This is a genomic window from Corynebacterium marinum DSM 44953 (assembly GCF_000835165.1).
In the GTDB taxonomy this organism is placed as follows: domain Bacteria; phylum Actinomycetota; class Actinomycetes; order Mycobacteriales; family Mycobacteriaceae; genus Corynebacterium; species Corynebacterium marinum.
Genome location: NZ_CP007790.1, coordinates 1,651,505 through 1,672,006, shown reverse-complemented (window position 1 = coordinate 1,672,006; position 20,502 = coordinate 1,651,505). Strand labels below are relative to the sequence as shown.

Below are 20,502 nucleotides of genomic sequence, written 5' to 3'. Positions count from 1 at the left end.
GGATTCGACACATGAGCGATTTCACCCTCCTTCCCGCCGTCGACGTCGTCGACGGCCAGGCAGTCCGACTCGACCAGGGCGAGGCCGGCACCGAGAAGTCCTACGGCTCCCCGCTGGAGGCGGCCCTCGAATGGCAGGCCCAGGGGGCGGAGTGGCTGCACTTCGTCGACCTCGACGCCGCCTTCAACCGCGGCTCCAACCACGAGCTCATGGCGGAGATCACCCGCCAGCTGGACATCAAGGTGGAGTTGACCGGCGGCATCCGGGACGACGCCTCCCTCGAGCGCGCCCTGGCCACCGGCGCCACCCGCGTCAACATCGGCACCGCCGCGCTGGAGAAGCCCGAGTGGATCGCCGGGGTGCTCAAGGAGTACGGGGACAAGGTCGCCGTCGACATCGCGGTCCGCGAGATCGACGGCGAGTGGCGCACCCGCGGCAACGGCTGGGTGTCCGACGGCGGTGACCTGTGGGAGGTCCTCGAGCGTCTCGACGCCGCGGGCTGCTCCCGCTTCGTGGTCACCGACGTCTCCAAGGACGGCACCCTCGCCGGCCCGAACGTCGCGCTGCTGCGCGATGTCGCCGCCGCCACCGACGCGAAGATCGTCGCCTCCGGCGGCATCTCCGTCCTCGACGACGTCGTCGAGCTCTCGCGCCACGCGGACGAGGGCATCGACTCCGCCATCATCGGCAAGGCCCTGTACGAGGGCCGTTTCACGCTGCGCGAGGCGCTCGCGGCCGTCGAGAAGCAGTAGCCGTGGACGCCCGCGAGCTGCTGGCCGTCGCCGAGGCCGTCTGCGACGACGCCGAGACGATGTTCATGGCCGGGGTCGGCTCCGACCCTGCCCAGCTGAAGCAGCCCGGCGACTTCGCCACCGAGGTGGACCTGGCCATCGAGGCACACCTGCGCCAGATGCTCACCCAGTTCACCGGCATCCCGGTGCTGGGGGAGGAGGCCGGCGGCGTCTACAACCATGACGCGGTGTGGGTCGTCGACCCCATCGACGGGACCGCCAACTACGCCGCGGGCAACCCCATGTGCGCGATCCTCATCAGCCTGGTCGTCGACGACCAGCCGGTCGCCGCCGTCACGAGCATGCCGCTGCTGCACCGCCGGCTCACCGCCTTCGAAGGCTCGCCCGTCATGTGCAACGGCCGGCCGGTCACCCCGCTCACCGAGGCGGACCAGCTGGTCGCGCAGGTCGGGTTCTCCTCCGTGGCCTCCCAGGTGCGCTCCAAGTTTCCCTCGCTCCTGCGCCAGGGGCTGCTCGCGGAACTGAGCGAGACGTACCTGCGCCCCCGGATCACCGGTTCCGTCGGCGTGGACCTGGCCTTCACCGCGCAGGGGATATTCGGCGGGGCGGTGAGCTTCTCGCCCCACGTGTGGGACAACGCCGCGGGCGTCATGCTGGTGCGCGCGGCCGGGGGAGTGGTCACCGACATCGAGGGCAACGACTGGGCCCCCGGCTCCCTCGGAGTGGTGGCGGGGACCGCACGGGCCCACGGGGCCATCATGAGTACGATGGACAACATTCTCAATTCCCACTAACTGGAAAGGCGGATCCATGGCTCTGGCCGTCCGCGTCATCCCCTGCCTCGACGTCGACAACGGTCGCGTGGTCAAGGGCGTCAACTTCGAGAACCTCCGCGACGCCGGCGACCCCGTCGAACTCGCCGCGCGCTACAACGAGGAGGGCGCCGACGAGCTCACCTTCCTCGACGTCTCCGCCTCGAAGGACGGCCGCGGCACGATGCTGGAGGTGGTCCGCCGGACCGCCGAGCAGGTGTTCATCCCCCTCACCGTCGGCGGCGGCATCCGCAGCGTCGAGGACGTCGACCAGCTGCTGCGCGCCGGTGCGGACAAGGTCTCGGTGAACACCTCCGCCATCGCCCGCCCCGAGCTGCTGCGCGAGCTGGCCGACCAGTTCGGCTCCCAGTGCATCGTCCTGTCCGTCGACGCCCGCCGCGCCGCCGACCAGCCCTCCGGCTTCGAGGTGACCACCCACGGCGGCACGAAGTCCGCCGGCCTGGACGCCGTCGAGTGGGCCCGCCGCGGTGAGGAGCTGGGCGTGGGCGAGATCCTGCTCAACTCCATGGACGGCGACGGCACGCGGGACGGCTTCGACCTCGAGCTGCTCCGCCTGGTCCGCGAGGCCGTCAACGTGCCCATCATCGCCTCCGGCGGCGCGGGCAGGGCCGAGCACTTCCCGCCCGCCGTCGACGCGGGCGCCGACGCCGTGCTGGCCGCCACCATCTTCCACTTCCGCGAGGTGACCATCTCCGAGGTCAAGGACGCGCTGGAGGCGGCGGGCCACGAGGTGCGCCGATGAGCGGCAACCCGGCCGACCACGAGCTCGACGCGGGCATCGCCGCCCGCCTCAAGTTCAACGACCGGGGGCTGATCCCCGCGATCGTCCAGGCGGACGAAACGGGCGAGGTCCTCATGATGGCGTGGATGGACACCCACGCCCTGGCACACACGCTGGCCACCCGGCAGGGCACCTACTACTCCCGCTCGCGCGACGAGTACTGGATCAAGGGCCTGACCTCCGGGCACACCCAGGAGGTGACCGGCGTGCGGCTCGACTGCGACGGCGACACCCTCCTGGTGACGGTGAAGCAGACCGGCGCGGCCTGCCACACCGGCAACCGGACGTGCTTCTTCGCGGACGACCTGCTGTCATGAGGACCTCCCGGATCGCGGCGCTCCTCCTCGCCGTCAGCGCCGCCGTGCTGTGGGCCGCCTCCCGGATGGCCTGGATCACGGTGGACACCTTCGACGACAAGTCCGGCGACGCCACCAACGTCATCATCGGCGGGCTGTGGTCCACGGAGCAGACCGCCGTGGCGATGCTGCTGCTGGCGGGTTCGATCGCCGGTTTCGCCCTGCGGCGGGTCGGCCGCCGCATGGTCGGCGTCATCTCGGCGCTGGCGGGCATCGGGGTCAGCTGGGCTCCGCTCGGCCTCCTCGCGGGCGAACCGGATCCGCAGCGCGCGCATCAGCTCCTGTCCACCGGCGAGGAGGCGAAGATCGCCGCGTGGGCGGAGATCGCGAACCTGGACGTCACTTCCGCCGGCCCCGCCCTGGCTATGTTCGGTGCGGCCGTCGCCCTGTTCGGCGGTGTCCTGCTGGCGATGAAACCCGGCACCGACTCGGCCAAACTGAACCGCTACGAGCGGAAACAGGACCGCGCAGCGAAGATCTCACGCGACCTCGAGGCGGAGCCGGATTCCGGCCGCGTCATGTGGGACGCGCTGGACGCGGACATCGACCCGACGGACACCCGGCGACCCTGATTTCGTGGTGAGCAGATTCACGGGATAGCCTGTTGACACAGATTGTCTCTGCTACCAAGAATCTCGATGGGAGGGGCCGATGAGCGCTCTGGACCGGTTGGTCTCCGAGGTTCTGGCGGGAGTCTCGGCCCGCGAGGCAGTGGTGCCCTTCCAGGAGATCAAGGCGCGCTCCCGCGACACCGCACCCGCCCGTGACGGCTTCGGCGCGCTGCTGCGCAGCGGTTGCGGGGTCATCGCCGAAATCAAGCGCGCGATGCCGGGCCGGACCTTCATCGAGGACGGCGACTTCATGCCCATCGCCCGCCTGGCCCGCGAGTTCGAGCAGGGCGGCGCGCACCTCATCGCCTGCCAGACCGAGCAGCTGCGCTACCACGGATCGCTCACCGACATGAAGATCGCGCGCGACGCGGTCGACCTGCCGATGTTCTGCCGGGACATCATCATCGACCCGTACCAGATCCACGAGGCCCGCTGCTACGGCGCCGACCTCGTCCCCCTGCAGGTGGAGCTGCTCGACCAGAACCGCCTCGTCTCCCTGCTCGACCGCATCGAATCCCTCCACATGACCGCCGTGCTCGAGGTGCGCACCCCCGCGGAAGCCGACCGCGCCATGGCCGCCGGTGCGCGCGTGGTGGCGGTGAACGCGCGGCCGATGGTGGGCGGCGGCGTCGACAAGGGGCGCTTCGCCGAGATCTCCCCGGGCCTGCCCGAGTCGACCGTGCGTATCGCGATGTCGGGGGTCCATTCCCCCCGGGACCTGCTCTCCTACGCCGCGGCGGGCGCCGACGCCGTCGTGGTCGGCGAGGAACTCATGAGCGCGGAGGACCCCGGCCGGTTGACCCGCACGCTGGTCGCCACGGGCCAGCACCCGTCCTGCCCGTCGCGCTGACCCGTCTGGCAGACTGTCAGGGTGCAGACCACCATCCTCGCCAATATTCCGTCCCCGCCACAGGGCGTCTGGTACCTCGGCCCCCTCCCGATCCGCGCGTACGCCGTCTCCATCATGGTCGGCATCGTCCTCGCCCTGTGGCTGACCCACCGCCGCTACGTCGCCCGGGGCGGCAACGCGGACATGGTGTGGGACGCGGCGATCGTGGCGATCCCCGCGGGCATCATCGGCGGCCGTATCTATCACGTCATCACCGACGCCGACAAGTACTTCTGCGACACCTGCAACCCCGTCGACGCCCTGAAGATCACCAACGGCGGGCTCGGCATCTGGGGCGCCGTCGCGCTGGGCGCCCTCGCCGTGTGGGCGCTGTTCCGCTACCGGAAGGTCCCGTTGGCGCCCTTCGCCGACGCCGTCGCCCCCGGCATCATCCTCGGCCAGGCGATCGGCCGGCTGGGCAACTGGTTCAACCAGGAGATCTACGGCCGCCCCACCGACCTCCCGTGGGCCCTGGACATCTTCTACCGGGTCGACGAAAACGGCGAGTTCGCCCCGCTCACCGGCCGTTCCACCGGCGAGGTCATCACCTCGGTGCACCCTACGTTCCTCTACGAACTGCTGTGGAACCTGCTGATCCTCGCGCTGCTGCTGCTCGTCGACCGCCGGTTCCGGCTGGCCCGGGGCTCGATCTTCGCCCTGTACGTCGCCGGTTACACCCTGGGCCGCTTCTGGATCGAGCTCATGCGCGACGACGCCGCCACCATGATCCTCGGCCAGCGGGTGAACACCTGGGTTTCCGCGGTCGTCTTCCTCGCCGCTGTGGCGGTGTTCTTCTGGCTGCAGAAGCGCCGGCGGGTTGATCCTGCTGAAACAGAGTAGGTTGGTAGCCGTGACTAGACGAACCAAGATTGTTTGCACCCTCGGTCCCGCCGTCGCCAGCAAGGACGCGATCCAGCGCCTGGTGGAGGATGGCATGGACGTCGCCCGCCTGAATTTCTCCCACGGCGACCACGCCGATCACGAGCAGAATTACCGGTGGGTCCGGGAGGCCACCGATGAGACCGGCCGCGCGGTCGGCATCCTGGCCGACCTCCAGGGCCCCAAGATCCGCCTGGGCCGATTCCTCGACGGCGCCACCGTCTGGGAGAACGGCGAGGTCATCCGCATCACCGTCGACGACGTGGAGGGCACCCACGACCGGGTGTCCACCACCTACAAGAACCTGGCGCAGGACGCCAAGCCGGGCGACCGTCTGCTCGTCGACGACGGCAAGGTCGGCCTCGTGGTCCTCCGGGTCGAGGACAACGACGTGGTGTGTGAGGTCACCGAGGGTGGTCCCGTATCCAACAACAAGGGTGTCTCCCTGCCGGGCATGGACATCTCCGTGCCCGCGCTGTCGGAGAAGGACATCCGGGACCTGGAGTTCGCGCTCCGCCTCGGCGTCGACCTCATCGCCTTGTCCTTCGTCCGTTCGCCCGCCGACATCGACCTTGTCCACGAGATCATGGACCGTGTCGGCCACCGGGTGCCGGTGATCGCCAAGCTGGAGAAGCCCGAGGCCGTCGACGCCCTGGAGCCCATCGTGCTGGCCTTCGACGCCATCATGGTCGCCCGCGGCGACCTCGGCGTCGAGGTGCCGCTGGAGCAGGTCCCACTGGTGCAGAAGCGCGCCATCCAGATCGCCCGCGAGAACGCCAAGCCGGTGATCGTGGCGACCCAGATGCTCGACTCCATGATCGAGAACTCCCGTCCCACCCGCGCGGAGGCCTCCGACGTCGCCAACGCCGTCCTCGACGGCGCCGACGCCGTCATGCTCTCCGGCGAGACCTCCATCGGCGTGGACCCGCACAACGTCGTGCGCACCATGGCGCGCATCGTCATCCAGGCGGAGACCGACGGCCGCGTGCCCCCGCTCAGCCACGTCCCGCGCACCAAGCGCGGCGTCATCTCCTACTCCGCCCGCGACATCGCCGAGCGCCTCAACGCCCGCGCCCTGGTCTGCTTCACCACCTCCGGCGACACCGCCCGCCGCGTGGCCCGGCTGCACTCGCACCTGCCGCTGCTCGTGTTCACTCCGAAGCAGGAGGTCCGCTCCCAGCTCGCGCTGACCTGGGGCGCGGAGACCTTCCTCAGCCCGAAGGTCAGCTCCACGGACGACATGCTCGCGGTGCTGGACAAGGCCCTGCTGGCCATGGACGAGTACCACCGCGACGACATGATGGTCGTCGTCGCCGGTTCCCCGCCCGGGGTCTCCGGCAACACCAACATGATCCACGTCCACCTGCTGGGTGAGGACACCAACCGGCCGCCGAAGTAGGCGCGCCGGAAAAGCCGGAAGCGGCGGAGAGGAACATCCTCTCCGCCGCTTCGCTTATTTCCCGGCGGGTATTTCCTAGCGGGTCACCGGGGTCGGCTCCAGCTTCCACACCTCACGCGCGTAGTCGTTGATGGTGCGGTCGGAGGAGAAACGCCCCGATGCGCAGATGTTGGCCCAGCACATGCGCGCCCAGTGCTGACGGTCGGCGTAGAAGTCCTCGGCCATCCGGTCGCGGGTCTCGCGGTAGTCGGCGAAGTCGCCCAGGACGTAGTAGATGTCCGGGGTCTCCCAGCCGCCGCCGTCGAGAAGCGAGGAACGCAGGTCGTGGAACAGGCCGGTCCCGTGGTCGTCGAGGTGGCCGTCGACGAGGGCGTCCAGCGTGCGCTTGAGACCCGGGACGGATTCGTAGACGTGCCACGGGTTGTAGGTGGCGCGCAGGTCCGGCAGCTCCTCTTCCCGGGCGCCGAAGATGTAGGCGTTCTCGTCGCCCACGGCCTCGTGGATCTCGACGTTTGCGCCGTCCATGGTGCCCAGGGTCAGGGCGCCGTTCATCATGAACTTCATGTTGCCGGTGCCGGAGGCCTCCTTGCCGGCGGTGGAGATCTGCTCGGAGACGTCGGTCGCCGGGATGATGTGCTCGGCGGGGGAGACGTTGTAGTTCTCCACGAACACGACGCGGAGGCGGTCGTTGACGTCCGGGTCGTTGTTGACCTTCTCGGCGATCTCGTTGATCAGCTTGATGATGGCCTTCGCCCGGACGTAACCGGGGGCGGCCTTCGCGCCGAAGATGAAGGTCCGCTTCGGGACGTCCTTCAGGCCGTCCTCCTTGATGCGCAGGTACAGGTCCAGGATGTACAGCGCGTTGAGCAGCTGGCGCTTGTACTCGTGCAGGCGCTTGATCTGGGTGTCGAAGATCGAGGTCGGGTCGATCTCGATGCCCTGGCGGTCCATGATCCACTCGGCGAAGTCGGCCTTGTTGGCGTCCTTGATCGCCAGCAGCTCCTTCATCACCTTCTTGTCGTCGGCGTAGTGCGCGATATCCTTCAGCAGGTCCATGTCGGTGACCCAGGCGTCGGAGCCGACGAGGCGGGTGAGCAGGTCCGACAGGCGCGGGTTGCACATCTTCAGCCAGCGGCGCGGCGTGACGCCGTTGGTCTTGTTGTTGAACTTCTCCGGCCAGATGCCGTGCCAGTCGCTGAGGGTGTCGCGCTTGATGATCTCGGTGTGCAGCGCCGCGACGCCGTTGATGGAGTAGGCGGCGTAGCAGGCGATCCACGCCATGTGGACGTTGCCGTCCTGGACCGGGGCCATGCGGGCGATGTGGTCCTCTTCGAGGCCCAGCTCGCGCAGTTCCACACGGAAGCGCCGGTCGATCTCGAGGACGAGCTCCCACACGCGGCCGAAGAGCTGCTGGAAGATGGAGACGTTCCACTGCTCGAGGGCCTCGACCAGGACGGTGTGGTTCGTGTAGGCGAAGGTGCGGGTGACGATGCCCCAGGCCTGCTCCCAGGTCATGTCGTGCTCGTCGAGCAGCAGGCGCATGAGCTCCGGGATGGCCAGCACCGGGTGGGTGTCGTTGAGCTGGATGGAGTTGAACTGGGCGAAGGTCGACAGGTCGCCGTGGTGCTCGAGGTGGGACTGGATCATCGCCTGCAGCGACGCGGAGACGAAGAAGTACTGCTGACGCACGCGCAGCACTTTGCCGCCGTAGGTGGTGTCGTTCGGGTACAGCACGCGGCACAGGTCCATGACGCGCTCGCGCTCGACGATGGCGTCGGTGAAGCGCTGCGAGTTGAAGGCGTCGTAGTCGAACTCCTCCATCGGCTCGGCCTTCCACAGGCGCAGGGTGCCGACGTTGTCGGTGCCGTAACCGGTGATCGGCATGTCGTAGGGCACCGCGCGCACAGTCATGTCGTCGAACTGGACGATGCGCGGCTGCTCCTCCCGGCGGATGTAGAACGGGTAGCCGTTCTCCTTCCAGGCGTCCGGCTGCTCGGTCTGGAAACCGTTGTCGAAGATCTGCTTGAACAGGCCGTAGCGGTAGAGGATGCCGTAGCCGGTGACCGGCAGGTCCTGCGTGGCCGAGGAATCGAGGAAACAGGCGGCCAGGCGGCCCAGTCCTCCGTTGCCCAGGGCGGCGTCATTCTCCGAGTCGAGGACGTCGCCGAGTTCGTGGCCCAGCGCCTGCACGGCGGTCTCCGCCTCCTCGACCAGCCCGAGGTTGGTGAGGTTGTTGAGCAGCGCCCGGCCCATCAGGAACTCGGCGGAGAAGTAGTGCTGCTGACGCACGCCCGCGTAGGTTTCGGTGGTTTCCTCCCACTTGTCGGCGATCTGCTCCATCACACTGCGGGAGAGCCCGAACCAGAACTTGTAGTCCGTGGCGCTCTCCGGGGTGGCACCGGAGGCGGCGCGAACGTGGCCTGCGACGGTGGTGTTCAGTGCGGGCAGGGTGTCACTCATGGGGATTGCTCCTGGGGTGGTGGTGTCTTCACTCGCGGCAAAGCGGGTCCACGTAACGGCGGACCCATTTGTTCAGCATATAGGCATGCCTGCCCATCCGCCCCTCAACGGTGAAGGTAGGTGAGCACCGACGCCGCGGCCGCACGGGTGGCGGCGTCGACGGTGGGGCCGTATTCGGGGAGGAAGGTGCCCATGTGGTTGACGGGCACGTCCTCGTCCACCCGGTTCTCGGCGACGGCCCGGTCCCACAGCTCCCGCGGGGTGCAGCCGACGACCCAGTACAGGTAGGGAACGCCGAAGGCCCGCGGGATCGTGGCGAAGTCCTCCGAGACGGTGGTGCGCGCCGCGTCGACCGACGCCCCGCCGAAGACGGAGTCGAAGACGGGGCGGACGGCCCGGAACACTCCGGGGTCGTTGTCGATGAGCTCCCCGCGGCCGAAGAACTCGAAGGTCGGCGGCTCCAGGATTCCGGAGGCCGCGCACTCGGCCTCGACCACGCGGCGGATGGCGGCGTAGACGCGGCGCTGGACGTCCGCGTCATAGAAACGGCAGTTGAGGACCAGCTCGGCGGAACCCGGGATGATGTTGTTCGTCGAACCGGAGCGCAGGGTTCCCACCGACACCACGGCGAAATCGTCGGGGTTGACCTCCCGGCCCACGATGCCCTGGAGGCGGACGACGACCATGGCGGCGGCGTACGTCGGGTCGATGGCCTTGTGGGGCATCGAGCCGTGGGCGCTGCGCCCCGGGATGGTGATGCGGATGGAGTCGCAGGCCGCGAACTGCGGCCCGGGCATGGTCTGCACCTCGCCCGCCCGGCCGGGCATGACATGCTGGCCCAGGCAGACGTCCGGGCGGGGCACGCGGGCGACCAGGCCGTCGGCGACCATGGCGCCGGCGCCGGCGCCGGTTTCCTCGGCCGGCTGGAACAGCGCCAGGAAGGTGCCGGACCAGGCGTCGCGGTGGGCGTCGAGAAGCGCGCACGCGCCGAGCAGGGCCGTGGTGTGCATGTCGTGGCCGCAGGCGTGCATGACGCCGGTCGGGGAGGCGAAGGGCACCCCCGTCTCCTCCCGTACTGGCAGGGCGTCGAAATCCGCGCGGAACAGGGCTGCCGGGCCGTCGCCGTTGCGGAAGACGGCGACGATGCCGTAGCCGCCGATGCCGGGGATGACCTCGCAGTCGAAGTCCGCCAGCTTCCGCGCGATCTTCTCCGCCGTCTCGTGCTCGTGGCCGGACAGTTCGGGATGTTCGTGCAGGTCCTCGTAGAAGGCGCGCTGCCAGGTCAGGTCGGCGGAGTGGCGGGAGAGGAGGCGGGCGATGTGTGTCATGTCGCCTGCCACGTTACTGCAGCAGCGGGTTGTAGAGGAGCGTGTTGCGGCGGGCGTCGCACTCGGTGGCGATGCGGATGTCCGGGGCGATGCGGCCCTCGTCGCGGAGGCGGTACATGGCGGAGACGACGCGGTCGCGGATGTTGTCGGGGGACAGGGTGTTGACGAAGATCTTCGTGCCCCCCTCGAAACCCGCGAGGGTGGACACGCGCCACTTGATGTTCACCCGCCACGGCATGGGCATGTCCAGGTCGACCGGCCGGTGGTGCCATTCCTCGTTGACCGCCACCTCCGCCCCGGTGGCGGCGTGGCAGGCGTGGATGAGGTCGCTCATGCCGCGGATCTCGGCGTTGGACTGCAGCCACGGCTCCGGGGTGGGGGAGCGGGAGTAGATGGTCAGGGTGGGGTAGCGGTGCCCGAACCCGGCGTGCACCACGGCGTGCTCGTTCTCCGCGATGATGAGGTTGCGGTACCCGGCGTAGTCCACACCCCACTCGTTGTACATGTTCGGGTTCAGCCGCAGCCGGGAGATCTCCAGCTCGGCCTGGACGGAACGGGAATCGATGGCCACCAGCTGCTTGTGCAGGTGCTCGAAGGAGGCGCCGGCCGGCGCGAGCCAGTTCTGGAAGGCGACGACGTAGGGGGCGTAGCGGTTGCGCTGGTAGAGGTCGTCGATGCCGTCGATGGTGAACAGCGTGAAGGCGAAATGCTCCTCGGGGGTGAGCATGCCGGAGGAGGCCAGCTGGTTGGTGTGGGTGGCCTCGTCGGTGAAGTGGCGGCGGGCGACGATCACGTCGTGGCCCCCGGCGAAATAGGCGGGGGCGTACTCCAGCAGCTCCTCTTCCGGCAGGTCGGCGTCCCGGCCGCCGGCGCTCAGCCGGGTGCGGACGATGTCCAGGACGTGCCCGCGCCCTGCCGGGTCCGCCAGATAGCCGGCCATCCGCGCCGCGGTCGGCGGGTCCATCTGGAAGCCGTAGTTCTTCGCCCAGTAGTCGTAGGAGATGATCTCGAAGAGGTTGGGCACGCGGCGGAACTCGGCGGAGGTCTCCGTCAGCTGGTTGGGGAGGAGGCCGTCGAGGATCCGCCATTCCCCGTCCTGGCGGACCATGCGGGCCTTCTCCGGCGGGGTGGCCAGCGGGCTGCCGGCGCAGAAGGCGCAACGGTGCTCCCGGTCGTGGGGGCCCAGCGGTGCGGGGTCGACGGCGGGGGAGGCCAGGGGGCGGTTCCCCCGGCCCGGGACGGTCCACACCTCCGTCCCCGAGAAAGGGTTCACCTGCTTGATGGTCCCGTCGGCCATGACGGTGATCGGGTCGCGGTGGGCGTTGGGGGGAAGACTCATACCCACCAGGTTATTGGCTAGGCTTTCCCCATGCCTGCGATCCAGTTTGATGTCCTCGTCCCCGACGCTCCCGCACTCCAGCTGCAGGGGGTGTTCGAGGGAGCCATCGGGAAGCTCGTCGACGCCGGGAAGCTCGCCGGCGGTTCCGTCACCCACGACCACGCCCCGAAGCTCCACGAGGGCATCGAGGACGGGCTGCGCGAGGACCGCGACGACCTCCACCACGCCCAGGTCCACCGCTACCTCATCGCCGTGGAGGGGGCCACCGGTTCCGTCAACCAGCTGGCGATGGTGCTCTCCCGCTTCCTCACCCCCCAGGCGCACCTGCCCACCAACGCCGTCGCGCTGGAGATGGAGCAGGACCACGAGGTGGACGCGATCTACCCCTGGGCCGTGGAGATCCGCAGGTAGTCGGCCGCGATTGCCGCGCCGGCGTCGAAAAGCTGCTTCTCGACGTCCCCCGGCGCCCCCAGCTCGACCGCGATGACGTCCTCGCCCGGATCGACGTCGAAACGCCCCGCCGCGATCGCGAGCGTGGCGTCCGTGCCCCCGACCAGGTCGGCGACGGTGCCGACGACCTTGCCGGTCAACGACTGCGCGTCGAAGGCGCCCTCGCCGGTGATGACCAGATTCGCCCCCGGGACCGCCTCCGTCAACCCCAGCGCGTCCGCGACCAGCGGCGCGCCGGGCAGGACGTGGACGTGCGAGTCGGTGCCGTGCAGCATGGTCGACAGCCAGTGGATGCCCACCGGGACCGCCCCGGCCGCGCCGAAACCGGGGGTCAGGGGATCGACGCCGAGGGTGTCGGCGGCGTGGGTGAGGGCGGCCTCGAGGAGTGCGACGTCCTCGGCGGAGGCACCCTTCTGCGGGGCGAAGACAGTCGCCGCCTCGGGGACGGTGGCCCGAACGTCGGTGAGCAGCACCCATTCGACGGCCGCCGCGGGGATGTTGAGCTGGGCGGTGTCGATGTCCGCCAGCTTGCCGAGGGAACCGCCGCCCTTGGGCAGGGAGTAGCCGGCAGCGTCCACGGGGGTGGCGCCGAGCGCGACGAGGATGCCCGTGCCGGCGTCGGAGGTCGCCGAACCGCCGAGGCAGAGGACGATCCGGGTGGCGCCGCGGGTCTGGGCGTCGGCGATGAGCACACCGGTGCCGTAGGTGTCGCCGGTCAAGGGCACCGGCGCGTCCGCCACGGCCGGAAGCCCGGAAGCCGCGGCGAGATCGATGTAGGCGGTGGCGCCGTCGAGGACGTAGGACGCCTCCGTCAGGCGGCCCGCGGCGTCGGTGGTGGGCAGGGTGACCGTCTCGCCGGCGAAGGTGGCGGCCGTGCCCTCACCCCCGTCAGCCATGGGGGCGAGGGTGATGTCGGCGTCCCGGATGACGGAGCGGACGCCCTCCCCGAGAGAACGCGCGGCCTGTTCTGCGGTTGCGGTGCCCTTGAAGGAGTCGGGGGCGATGATGATGTGGACCATGGCACACCAGTCTAGGGGTAGGGTGAGTGACGCATTCAACGTGCCGGAAACTTGCGTGGGAGACGTCGCACGTGAAAACTGTTAACCGTTAGAAAACCCACCCCCGGGCTGCCCGCTACTGCGGGCCGGAAAGGACTCGTATGTCAATCGACGAGCAGGTCTCCTCCTACTACAACATGCTTCTCAAGCGTAACGCAGGAGAGCCTGAGTTCCACCAGGCAGTTGCAGAAGTTCTCGCCTCGCTGAAGATCGTCCTGGAGAAGGACCCTCATTACGCTGACTACGGTCTCATCCAGCGCCTGTGCGAGCCCGAGCGCCAGCTCATCTTCCGCGTGCCGTGGATCGACGACAACGGGGTGGTACAGGTCAACCGCGGTTTCCGGGTCCAGTTCAACTCCGCTCTCGGCCCGTACAAGGGCGGCCTGCGTTTCCACCCCTCGGTCAACCTGGGCATCATCAAGTTCCTCGGCTTCGAGCAGATCTTCAAGAACTCCCTGACCGGCCTGCCCATCGGCGGCGGCAAGGGCGGCTCCGACTTCGACCCCAAGGGCAAGTCCGAGCTCGAGATCATGCGCTTCTGCCAGTCCTTCATGACCGAGCTGCACAAGCACATCGGCGAGTACAAGGACGTCCCCGCCGGCGACATCGGCGTCGGCGCCCGGGAGATCGGCTTCCTCTTCGGCCAGTACCGGCGCCTCGCCGGCCAGCACGAGTCCGGTGTCCTCACCGGCAAGGGCCTGACCTGGGGCGGTTCCCTGGTACGCACCGAGGCCACCGGCTACGGCTGCGTCTACCTCACCGAGGAGATGATGAAGGCCCACGGTGCCTCCATGTCAGGCGCGAAGGTCATCGTCTCCGGTTCCGGCAACGTCGCCATCTACGCCATCGAGAAGGCGCAGGAGCTCGGCGCGACCGTCGTCGGTTTCTCCGACTCCTCCGGCTGGGTCTCCACCCCGGACGGCGTCGATGTCGAACTGCTCAAGGACGTCAAGGACAAGCGCCGTGAGCGCGTCACCGCCTACGTGGAGGAGAGCACCGGAGCTACCTTCCACGAGGACGGTTCCATCTGGGACCTCGCGGCCGACGTCGCCCTCCCGTGCGCCACCCAGAACGAGCTCAACGGCGATCACGCCCGCGCTCTGGCGGCCAACGGCGTCCGCTTCGTCGCCGAGGGCGCCAACATGCCCTCCACCCCGGAGGCCATCGAGGTCTTCCGCGAGAACGGCATCCACTTCGCCCCGGGCAAGGCCGCCAACGCCGGCGGCGTCGCCACCTCCGCCCTGGAGATGCAGCAGAACGCGTCCCGCGACTCCTGGTCCTTCGAGTACACCGACCAGCGGCTGCACAAGATCATGTCCAAGATCTTCCGCACCATGTCCAACACGGCGAAGGAGTACGGCCGCGAGGGAGATTACGTGGTCGGGTCCAACATCGCCGGATTCAAGAAGACCGCTGACGCGATGCTCGCCCAAGGCGTCATCTAGGTCGTCTACGATTGGCGGCATGTACCGCGTATTTGAGGCCCTCGACGAACTCAACCAGACCGTGGAGCAGGCGTACGGCGTGCCCATGACCTCCAACTGCATGGTCCCGCGCAACGACATGCTCGCGCTCCTCGACGATCTCCGCAACGCCCTGCCCGTGGAGATCGACGACGCGCAGGATGTGCTGGACAAGGAGGCGGAGATCCTGCGGGGCGCCGAGGAGCGCGCGCGCGGCATGGTCGCCGATGCAGAGGCCCAGGCCGGCGACATCGTCGGCCGCGCGCAGGAGGACGCCGACAACATCGTCGCCGACGCCCGCCGCCACGCCACGGACCTGGTCGCCAAGGCCGAGGACGACGCCGACCACATGGTGTCCTCGGCGCGTCGCGAGGCGGAGGACACCGTCACCCGCGCCCAGGCGGAGGCCGACCGCCTCATCGAGGACGGCAACACCTCCTACCGCCGCAGCGTCGACGAGGGCATCGCCGAACAGGAGCGCCTCGTCTCCGACGCGGAGATCGTGCGCCGCGCCAACGAAGAGGCACACCGCATCGTCGATTCCGCCACCGCCGATTCCGCCCGCCTGCGCACCGAGTGCGACGAGTTCGTCGAGGGCAAGCTCGCCGATTTCGAGGAGACCCTCACGGGCGTCCTCCGCACCGTCACCCGCGACCGCCAGGCCCTGCGCCGAGGCGCTGGTGTGTCCCGGCGCCGGAGTGAGTAAGCTTCAGAGGCTATGACTTCTCCCTTCGTGTTCAACATCGCCGGACTCAACCAGTTCGCCCAGCGCACCCAGACCGGTCCCAGCCCCATCCGGATCGGTCCCGAGATGATCGGCCTCGCGGAAGGCGAGGAGATCACCGTCGACGCCACCCTCAGCCAGTTGGGCGGGGGAGTGCTCGTCGACGCCGACATCCGCGGCCGCCTCACCGGGCAGTGCGTCCGCTGCCTCCGGGAACTCCACCCGGACCTGGAGCTGCACGTCACCCAGGTGTTCTCCGGCTCCCCGGACTTCGTCACCGGCGAAGAAGGCGATGAGGCCGACGACCTGCCGGAGATCGTCGGCGACCAGGTCGACATCCTCCAGGCGGTCATCGACGAAGCCGTCCTCGCGCTGCCTTTCAACCCGACCTGCGAGAACGGGTGCGACGACTCTGAAACCCCCGCCCCGGACGGCGTGTCCGGCGAGTTCAAGGCGGTCGACCCGAGGTGGGGCGACCTGGAGAAGTTCCTGTGACCCGCAAGCGCCCGCGGCCGAGCGGGGAGGAGTCTCTCGAGACCGCCTTCCGGGCGGTCGACCACACCCCGCTTTTCGACGCCCTTGGCGTCCGCATTGAGGACGACTACCTCCGCCTCGCGCTGACGCACCGCAGCTTCGCCAACGAGAACGGCACCCTGCCGAACAACGAGCGCCTGGAGTTCCTCGGCGACGCCGTCCTCGGTCTCTCCGTCGCTACCAGGCTCTACTCCCAGTACCCTTCCCGCCCGGAGTCGGACATCTCGAAGATGCGCGCCTCCATCGTCTCCCGCTACGGGCTCGCCGACATCGCGCGGGAGATCAACCTCGGCCCCCACATCCTGCTGGGGAAAGGTGAGCTCGTCACCGGCGGGCGGGACAAGGACTCCATCCTCGCCGACACCACCGAGGCGCTCCTCGGCGCGATCTACCTGCAGCTCGGTTTCGAAACCGCCCGCGACGTCGTCCTCCGGTTGTTCGAGGAGAAGATCGACGCGGCGTCGGCAAGCAACATCCACCGGGACTGGAAGACCAACCTGCAGGAACGCGCCGCCGAGCTCAAGTACCCCATGCCGGTGTACGACGCGACGTCCACCGGCCCCGAGCACGACCTGACCTTCTCCGCCACCGTCACGGTCAACGGCATCGTGCTCGGCACCGGCGCCGGCCCCAGCAAGAAGTTCGCCGAACAGGCCTCCGCCCGGGTGGCGTTCCTGGCCCTCCGGGAGAACCCCCGTGCCGGAACTCCCCGAAGTTGAGGTCGTCCGCCGGGGGATGGCGGACCATCTCATCGGCGGAGTCTTCGAACAGGTTGAGGTGCTGCACCCCCGGGCCAACCGCGGGCAGGACGCGCCTCTGGACGCGTTGCTCGTCGGCGCCACGATCCTGGATATCCGCCGCCGAGGCAAGTACCTGTGGTGCGACCTGGGCGATTCGGCCCTGTTCATCCACCTGGGCATGAGCGGCCAGGTGCTCATCGGCGAGCCCGGCACCTGCACGTCCCCCCACCTGCGCATCCGCGCCGAGGTCAGCGGGAGGGAAGTGGCCTTCGTCGACCAGCGAACCTTCGGCCGGTGGCTGCACACCCCGCTCGTCGGCGGCATCCCGGCACCTGTCGCGCACGTGGCACTTGATCCCCTGGAAGCGGATTTCGACGTCGCTGCGACGGCCCGGCGGATCCGGGCGAAGAAGTCGGCCGTCAAGACCGTCCTGCTGGACCAGACGGTGGTCAGCGGCATCGGCAACATCTACGCCGATGAAGCGCTGTGGCAGGCGGGCATCCTCCCCACCAGGCGGGCCTCGAGCCTGCGGCAGCGCGACGTCGTCTCGCTTCTCGACGCCGCCGCCGACGTCATGCGCCGCGCCCTCGACGCCGGCGGCACCAGTTTCGACGCCCTCTACGTCAACGTCAACGGCGCCTCCGGATACTTCTCCCGCTCCCTCAACGCCTACGGCCAGGAGGGCAGGCCCTGCCGCCGGTGCGGGACCCCGATCAGGCGGGTGTCCTTCCAGAACCGCTCCACCCACTACTGCCCGGCGTGTCAGAAACTCTAAGTAGATTGTGACCCGGGGCACATAGTAGGTTCAGTCCTATGGAATCCATCGAGACATTCGTCACCGGGACGATCAACGACAACCTCTGGACCGTCGTCCCCTGGCTGCTCATCGCCGCGGGCTTCTACTTCGGCTTCCGCACCGTCGTGGTGCAGCTCCGGATGATCCCCGACATGTTCCGCGCGGTCGTCGAGAAGCCCCGCGGCATCGGCCACGACGAAGACAAGGAATACGGCGGCATCTCCGCCTTCAAGGCCTTCACCATCTCCGCCGCCTCCCGCGTGGGCACCGGCAACATCGCCGGCGTGGCGGTGGCCATCACCCTCGGCGGCCCCGGCGCGGTGTTCTGGATGTGGATGATCGCCATCATCGGCGGCGCAACCGCCTTCATCGAGTCCACCCTGGCGCAGCTGTGGAAGAGCCGGGACTCCACCGGCCATTACCACGGCGGCCCGGCCTACTACATGACCCGCGGAATGAACGCGAAATGGCTCGCGCTCATTTTTGCCGTGGCGATCTCCATTACCTACGGCTTCGTCTACAACTCGATCCAGACCAACTCCATCGTCGAGGTGATCGGCGGTTCGCTGGGGCGTGAAGACATGAGCTTCAAGATGGTCGTCGGCGGCGTCCTGGCCGCATTGACCGCAGTGGTCATCTTCGGTGGCGTCTACCGCATCGCCAATGTCACCCAGATCATCGTGCCGTTCATGGCCGTCGCCTACATCGTCGTGGCGCTCATCGTCATCGTCATGCGCATCGGAGAGGTTCCGGGAATCATCGCGGACATTGTCGGGCACGCGCTCGGCCTGCGTGAGATCGCGGGCGCCGCGGTGGGTGCGGCTTTCATGAACGGTATGCGCCGAGGCCTGTTCTCCAACGAGGCAGGCCAGGGTTCCGCCCCCAACGCCGCCGCCACCGCAACGGTTTCCCACCCCGTCAAGCAGGGCCTGGTCCAGACCCTGGGCGTCTACTTCGACACCCTCGTGATCTGCTCGATCACCGCCTTCATCATCCTGCTGGGCAGCGACCCCGCCTACGGGGAGACAGTCCAGGGTGCGTCGCTGACGCAGGAGGCGCTCGCCAACGTGGTCGGATCCTGGGGCACCCACTTCGTCACCTTCATCCTCTTCTTCCTGGCGTTCTCCTCCATCCTGGGCAACTACTACCTGGCACAGGCCAACATCCAGTACCTGACGAAGTCCAGGATGTGGCTCAACGTCTTCCGGGTAACCGTCATCGGCTTCGTCTTCTTCGGTGCCGTCGGCTCCCTGCCCCTGGTCTGGGCGATGGGCGACACCTTCGCGGCCACCATGGTCATCATCAACCTCATCGCCATCGTGCCGCTGGCAGGTGTGGCCATCAAGCTGCTGCGCAACTACGGCGAGCAGCGCACTGCGGGCCACGACCCGGTCTTCCACCGCGACATGCTGCCGGAGATCAAGAACGTGGAGGTCTGGGACGGTTCGGACCCGGTCACCCGCCGCAGCCTGAAGGACCACGTGAAGTGATCAGGTTAACCGCACACGTCGACGGTAACGTCCAGGGCGTGGGCTTCCGGTGGTGGACCCGTCAGCAGGCGGTGGAACTGGGGTTGGTGGGTTCCGCCGCAAATCTTCCCGACGGGCGCGTCAAGGTCATTGCGGAAGGGGCAGATGAGGCGGTCGGCGAGTTGCTGCGTCGATTGTGGTCCGGGCCGGGCGGGGTCGATGAGGTTACCCAGGCGTGGGCGGCGCCTCTGGGGGAACACGGCTTCCGCACCTTCTAGAAAGGCGGTGGATCCTCGTCCCGCTGGGGTGGGTCCGACGTTGCTTTCCGCTCCTGGGACTGCTTCCGGATCCGGGCCCGCCGCTTGTCCTGCCGCTGTCCGACGGTCTGCACCCAGTTGCGCGCCCGCGGGGAGAGGGGGCCGGAAGGTTCTTCGATCACGTAGCGGCCGTCGTCGAAAAGCCAGACGATGTCCCGCGTGTCGGAGTCCACGATGTACCACACCCGGCCGTCGGTCTTCAGGTTGTGGTGGTACTGGCACAGGGCCACCAGGTTTGAGGCCGTGGTGGGGCCGCCGTCCTCATGGTTGATCCGGTGGTCCATCTGGCAGTGGTGGCCGGGGCGCCGGCAGCTGGGGAACCCGCACACTCCGTCGAGTCCGATGACGACAGCCCGGATGTCGTCCGGGGTCCGGTAGGCGCTGGAGACCTTCCCGTAGATCTCGTCCATGTCCTGGATGGAGGTGGCCCGGGCGGCCATTTCCCCGGCCACCCGGCTGCTTGTCCAGCCCACGCCGGGGATGTAGCCGGGAGCGTCCGGTACATCGGCTGCCCGGTAGACGTTGAGGGTGACCTTGGTGCGGCCGTTGCCGCGGACGAGGTCGGCCAGAGCCTCCGCCAGAGACATGCCCGCGGCGGAGGCGTGGGCCCGGACGTGCAGGTCTATCTCCTGGGCCGTGACCGCATCGGTCTCCAACTCCAGGTAACCCCGGTCGCCGTCAATGCTCAGCCGGTAATGGTCGGTGGTTCCGGCCGCCGGGGAGTCGTCGCCGGAGACCGAAGTGTCGAGGGTCAGGATGATGGCGTTGAGTCTGGAGCGGATGGCGGACGGGGAGGGGAGGTTCTGGTTCGCCCTGCGCGGGGTGAGGTACGCCGTGATCTCCTCGTCGACGACGCGCATGTGCTCGTGGTTGGCTGCCTCGAGCTTGCACAGCGCCCGGTCGATCGCCTTCATACGGGGAAGATCAAGGTGGAACAACCGCTCCTGGAGCCGCCGGAGGAGGGGCAGTTCGTGCAGCCGCCGGTGGGCGTGGATGGCGCCCTCGATGTAGTTGTCGTTGTGCCCGGTCGACTTGCGCAGACTGGCGACGGTGATGGCCAGATCGTCGTCCTCGCCGGGAAGGATGGCCTGCCACATCTCATGGTCGGCGCGGCGGATGCGGGCGCCGCGGATGGCGACCGGATCCTCCGGCGAACACACCGCATAGAAGGCGGTGGGCCGGAGGAGTTCCTCCAGTTCCCTCTCCACGACCGACATCATTGTCGACAAGATGCATCCCCCACATCGTTTGTATGTTCGAACCCCACTCTAGAACACTCCTTCGACCCCCGCAAGCCCTACCAGGAACATGTTTCCCCCGGTGC

General features: G+C 68.4%; 21 protein-coding genes. 16 read left to right on the top strand and 5 right to left on the bottom strand.

Going from position 1 to position 20,502, the window contains the following annotated elements:
• Positions 1-11: 11 nt before the first annotated feature.
• The 8 genes from priA (at position 12) to pyk (ending at position 6,500) form a co-directional block, all read left to right on the top strand.
• Positions 12-752 (top strand): bifunctional 1-(5-phosphoribosyl)-5-((5-phosphoribosylamino)methylideneamino)imidazole-4-carboxamide isomerase/phosphoribosylanthranilate isomerase PriA, encoded by a 741-nt coding sequence (gene priA, locus B840_RS08000; protein ID WP_042621715.1) that lies wholly within the window; start codon positions 12-14, stop codon positions 750-752.
• A gap of 2 nt (positions 753-754) precedes the next feature.
• On the top strand, positions 755-1,546 hold the full coding sequence (locus B840_RS07995) for an inositol monophosphatase family protein (protein ID WP_042621714.1): 792 nt from the start codon (positions 755-757) through the stop codon (positions 1,544-1,546).
• 16 nt (positions 1,547-1,562) lie between these two features.
• Positions 1,563-2,327 carry an imidazole glycerol phosphate synthase subunit HisF gene (gene hisF / locus B840_RS07990; protein WP_042621713.1) on the top strand — a complete coding sequence of 255 codons (765 nt, stop codon included), beginning with the start codon at positions 1,563-1,565 and terminating at the stop codon, positions 2,325-2,327.
• A complete protein-coding gene (hisI, locus tag B840_RS07985; protein ID WP_042621712.1) occupies positions 2,324-2,683 on the top strand; it encodes a phosphoribosyl-AMP cyclohydrolase in 360 nt (119 codons plus the stop codon). The genes hisF and hisI overlap by 4 nt, the downstream gene beginning before the upstream one ends.
• Positions 2,680-3,294, top strand: a complete 615-nt coding sequence (locus tag B840_RS07980; RefSeq protein ID WP_042621711.1) for a TIGR02234 family membrane protein — start codon at positions 2,680-2,682, stop codon at positions 3,292-3,294. The genes hisI and B840_RS07980 overlap by 4 nt, the downstream gene beginning before the upstream one ends.
• A gap of 79 nt (positions 3,295-3,373) precedes the next feature.
• A complete protein-coding gene (locus B840_RS07975; RefSeq protein WP_042621710.1) occupies positions 3,374-4,183 on the top strand; it encodes an indole-3-glycerol phosphate synthase TrpC in 810 nt (269 codons plus the stop codon).
• Between the two features lie 21 nt (positions 4,184-4,204).
• A complete protein-coding gene (lgt, locus tag B840_RS07970; RefSeq protein ID WP_042621709.1) occupies positions 4,205-5,062 on the top strand; it encodes a prolipoprotein diacylglyceryl transferase in 858 nt (285 codons plus the stop codon).
• 10 nt (positions 5,063-5,072) lie between these two features.
• On the top strand, positions 5,073-6,500 hold the full coding sequence (pyk, locus tag B840_RS07965) for a pyruvate kinase (protein WP_042621708.1): 1,428 nt from the start codon (positions 5,073-5,075) through the stop codon (positions 6,498-6,500).
• A gap of 75 nt (positions 6,501-6,575) precedes the next feature.
• On the opposite strand, the gene B840_RS07960 is transcribed toward pyk, so the two are convergent.
• The 3 genes from B840_RS07960 to B840_RS07950 all read right to left on the bottom strand — a co-directional run bounded on the left by B840_RS07960 (position 6,576) and on the right by B840_RS07950 (position 11,627).
• On the bottom strand, positions 6,576-8,960 hold the full coding sequence (locus tag B840_RS07960) for a glycogen/starch/alpha-glucan phosphorylase (protein WP_042621707.1): 2,385 nt from the start codon (positions 8,958-8,960) through the stop codon (positions 6,576-6,578).
• A gap of 104 nt (positions 8,961-9,064) precedes the next feature.
• Positions 9,065-10,288, bottom strand: a complete 1,224-nt coding sequence (locus B840_RS07955) for an amidohydrolase (protein ID WP_042622628.1) — start codon at positions 10,286-10,288, stop codon at positions 9,065-9,067.
• A 13-nt stretch (positions 10,289-10,301) separates the two neighbouring features.
• Positions 10,302-11,627: a DUF4921 family protein gene (locus B840_RS07950; protein WP_042621706.1), complete on the bottom strand. Its 1,326-nt coding sequence runs from the start codon at positions 11,625-11,627 to the stop codon at positions 10,302-10,304.
• Between the two features lie 30 nt (positions 11,628-11,657).
• On the opposite strand from B840_RS07950, the gene B840_RS07945 reads away from it, so the two are divergent.
• On the top strand, positions 11,658-12,038 hold the full coding sequence (locus tag B840_RS07945) for a hypothetical protein (protein WP_042621705.1): 381 nt from the start codon (positions 11,658-11,660) through the stop codon (positions 12,036-12,038).
• On the opposite strand, the gene B840_RS07940 is transcribed toward B840_RS07945, so the two are convergent.
• Positions 12,008-13,096, bottom strand: a complete 1,089-nt coding sequence (locus tag B840_RS07940) for a glycerate kinase (protein ID WP_042621704.1) — start codon at positions 13,094-13,096, stop codon at positions 12,008-12,010. The genes B840_RS07945 and B840_RS07940 overlap by 31 nt on opposite strands.
• A 140-nt stretch (positions 13,097-13,236) precedes the next feature.
• Between B840_RS07940 and gdhA the strand changes: the two genes are divergently transcribed.
• The 7 genes from gdhA to B840_RS07905 are packed head-to-tail and all read left to right on the top strand — an operon-like array spanning position 13,237 to position 19,139.
• The gene (gdhA, locus tag B840_RS07935; RefSeq protein ID WP_042621703.1) at positions 13,237-14,580 is read left to right on the top strand and encodes an NADP-specific glutamate dehydrogenase; all 1,344 of its coding nucleotides are present in this window, start codon (positions 13,237-13,239) and stop codon (positions 14,578-14,580) included.
• A 19-nt stretch (positions 14,581-14,599) separates the two neighbouring features.
• Positions 14,600-15,304, top strand: coding sequence for a DivIVA domain-containing protein (locus tag B840_RS07930; protein ID WP_042621702.1), 705 nt, complete (start codon positions 14,600-14,602; stop codon positions 15,302-15,304).
• A gap of 12 nt (positions 15,305-15,316) precedes the next feature.
• Positions 15,317-15,817 (top strand): YceD family protein, encoded by a 501-nt coding sequence (locus tag B840_RS07925; protein ID WP_042621701.1) that lies wholly within the window; start codon positions 15,317-15,319, stop codon positions 15,815-15,817.
• A complete protein-coding gene (rnc, locus tag B840_RS07920) occupies positions 15,814-16,575 on the top strand; it encodes a ribonuclease III (protein ID WP_042621700.1) in 762 nt (253 codons plus the stop codon). The genes B840_RS07925 and rnc overlap by 4 nt, the downstream gene beginning before the upstream one ends.
• Positions 16,553-17,371, top strand: a complete 819-nt coding sequence (mutM, locus tag B840_RS07915; protein WP_042621699.1) for a bifunctional DNA-formamidopyrimidine glycosylase/DNA-(apurinic or apyrimidinic site) lyase — start codon at positions 16,553-16,555, stop codon at positions 17,369-17,371. Before rnc ends, mutM begins: the two co-directional genes overlap by 23 nt.
• A gap of 38 nt (positions 17,372-17,409) precedes the next feature.
• A complete protein-coding gene (locus tag B840_RS07910; protein ID WP_042621698.1) occupies positions 17,410-18,882 on the top strand; it encodes an alanine/glycine:cation symporter family protein in 1,473 nt (490 codons plus the stop codon).
• Positions 18,828-19,139, top strand: coding sequence for an acylphosphatase (locus B840_RS07905; protein WP_042622627.1), 312 nt, complete (start codon positions 18,828-18,830; stop codon positions 19,137-19,139). Before B840_RS07910 ends, B840_RS07905 begins: the two co-directional genes overlap by 55 nt.
• Here B840_RS07905 and B840_RS07900 read toward each other — a convergent pair.
• Positions 19,136-20,398, bottom strand: coding sequence for an HNH endonuclease signature motif containing protein (locus B840_RS07900; protein ID WP_229676610.1), 1,263 nt, complete (start codon positions 20,396-20,398; stop codon positions 19,136-19,138). The genes B840_RS07905 and B840_RS07900 overlap by 4 nt on opposite strands.
• Positions 20,399-20,502: the final 104 nt, after the last annotated feature.

Coding starts and splice junctions, on each gene's coding strand:
- priA (WP_042621715.1), top strand. CDS start 12: ATGAGCGATTTCACCCTCCTTCCCGCCGTCGACGTCGTCGACGGCCAG.
- hisF (WP_042621713.1), top strand. CDS start 1,563: ATGGCTCTGGCCGTCCGCGTCATCCCCTGCCTCGACGTCGACAACGGT.
- hisI (WP_042621712.1), top strand. CDS start 2,324: ATGAGCGGCAACCCGGCCGACCACGAGCTCGACGCGGGCATCGCCGCC.
- B840_RS07980 (WP_042621711.1), top strand. CDS start 2,680: ATGAGGACCTCCCGGATCGCGGCGCTCCTCCTCGCCGTCAGCGCCGCC.
- B840_RS07975 (WP_042621710.1), top strand. CDS start 3,374: ATGAGCGCTCTGGACCGGTTGGTCTCCGAGGTTCTGGCGGGAGTCTCG.
- B840_RS07960 (WP_042621707.1), bottom strand. CDS start 8,960: ATGAGTGACACCCTGCCCGCACTGAACACCACCGTCGCAGGCCACGTT.
- B840_RS07955 (WP_042622628.1), bottom strand. CDS start 10,288: ATGACACACATCGCCCGCCTCCTCTCCCGCCACTCCGCCGACCTGACC.
- B840_RS07950 (WP_042621706.1), bottom strand. CDS start 11,627: ATGAGTCTTCCCCCCAACGCCCACCGCGACCCGATCACCGTCATGGCC.
- B840_RS07945 (WP_042621705.1), top strand. CDS start 11,658: ATGCCTGCGATCCAGTTTGATGTCCTCGTCCCCGACGCTCCCGCACTC.
- B840_RS07940 (WP_042621704.1), bottom strand. CDS start 13,096: ATGGTCCACATCATCATCGCCCCCGACTCCTTCAAGGGCACCGCAACC.
- gdhA (WP_042621703.1), top strand. CDS start 13,237: ATGTCAATCGACGAGCAGGTCTCCTCCTACTACAACATGCTTCTCAAG.
- B840_RS07930 (WP_042621702.1), top strand. CDS start 14,600: ATGTACCGCGTATTTGAGGCCCTCGACGAACTCAACCAGACCGTGGAG.
- B840_RS07925 (WP_042621701.1), top strand. CDS start 15,317: ATGACTTCTCCCTTCGTGTTCAACATCGCCGGACTCAACCAGTTCGCC.
- B840_RS07910 (WP_042621698.1), top strand. CDS start 17,410: ATGGAATCCATCGAGACATTCGTCACCGGGACGATCAACGACAACCTC.
- B840_RS07900 (WP_229676610.1), bottom strand. CDS start 20,398: ATGATGTCGGTCGTGGAGAGGGAACTGGAGGAACTCCTCCGGCCCACC.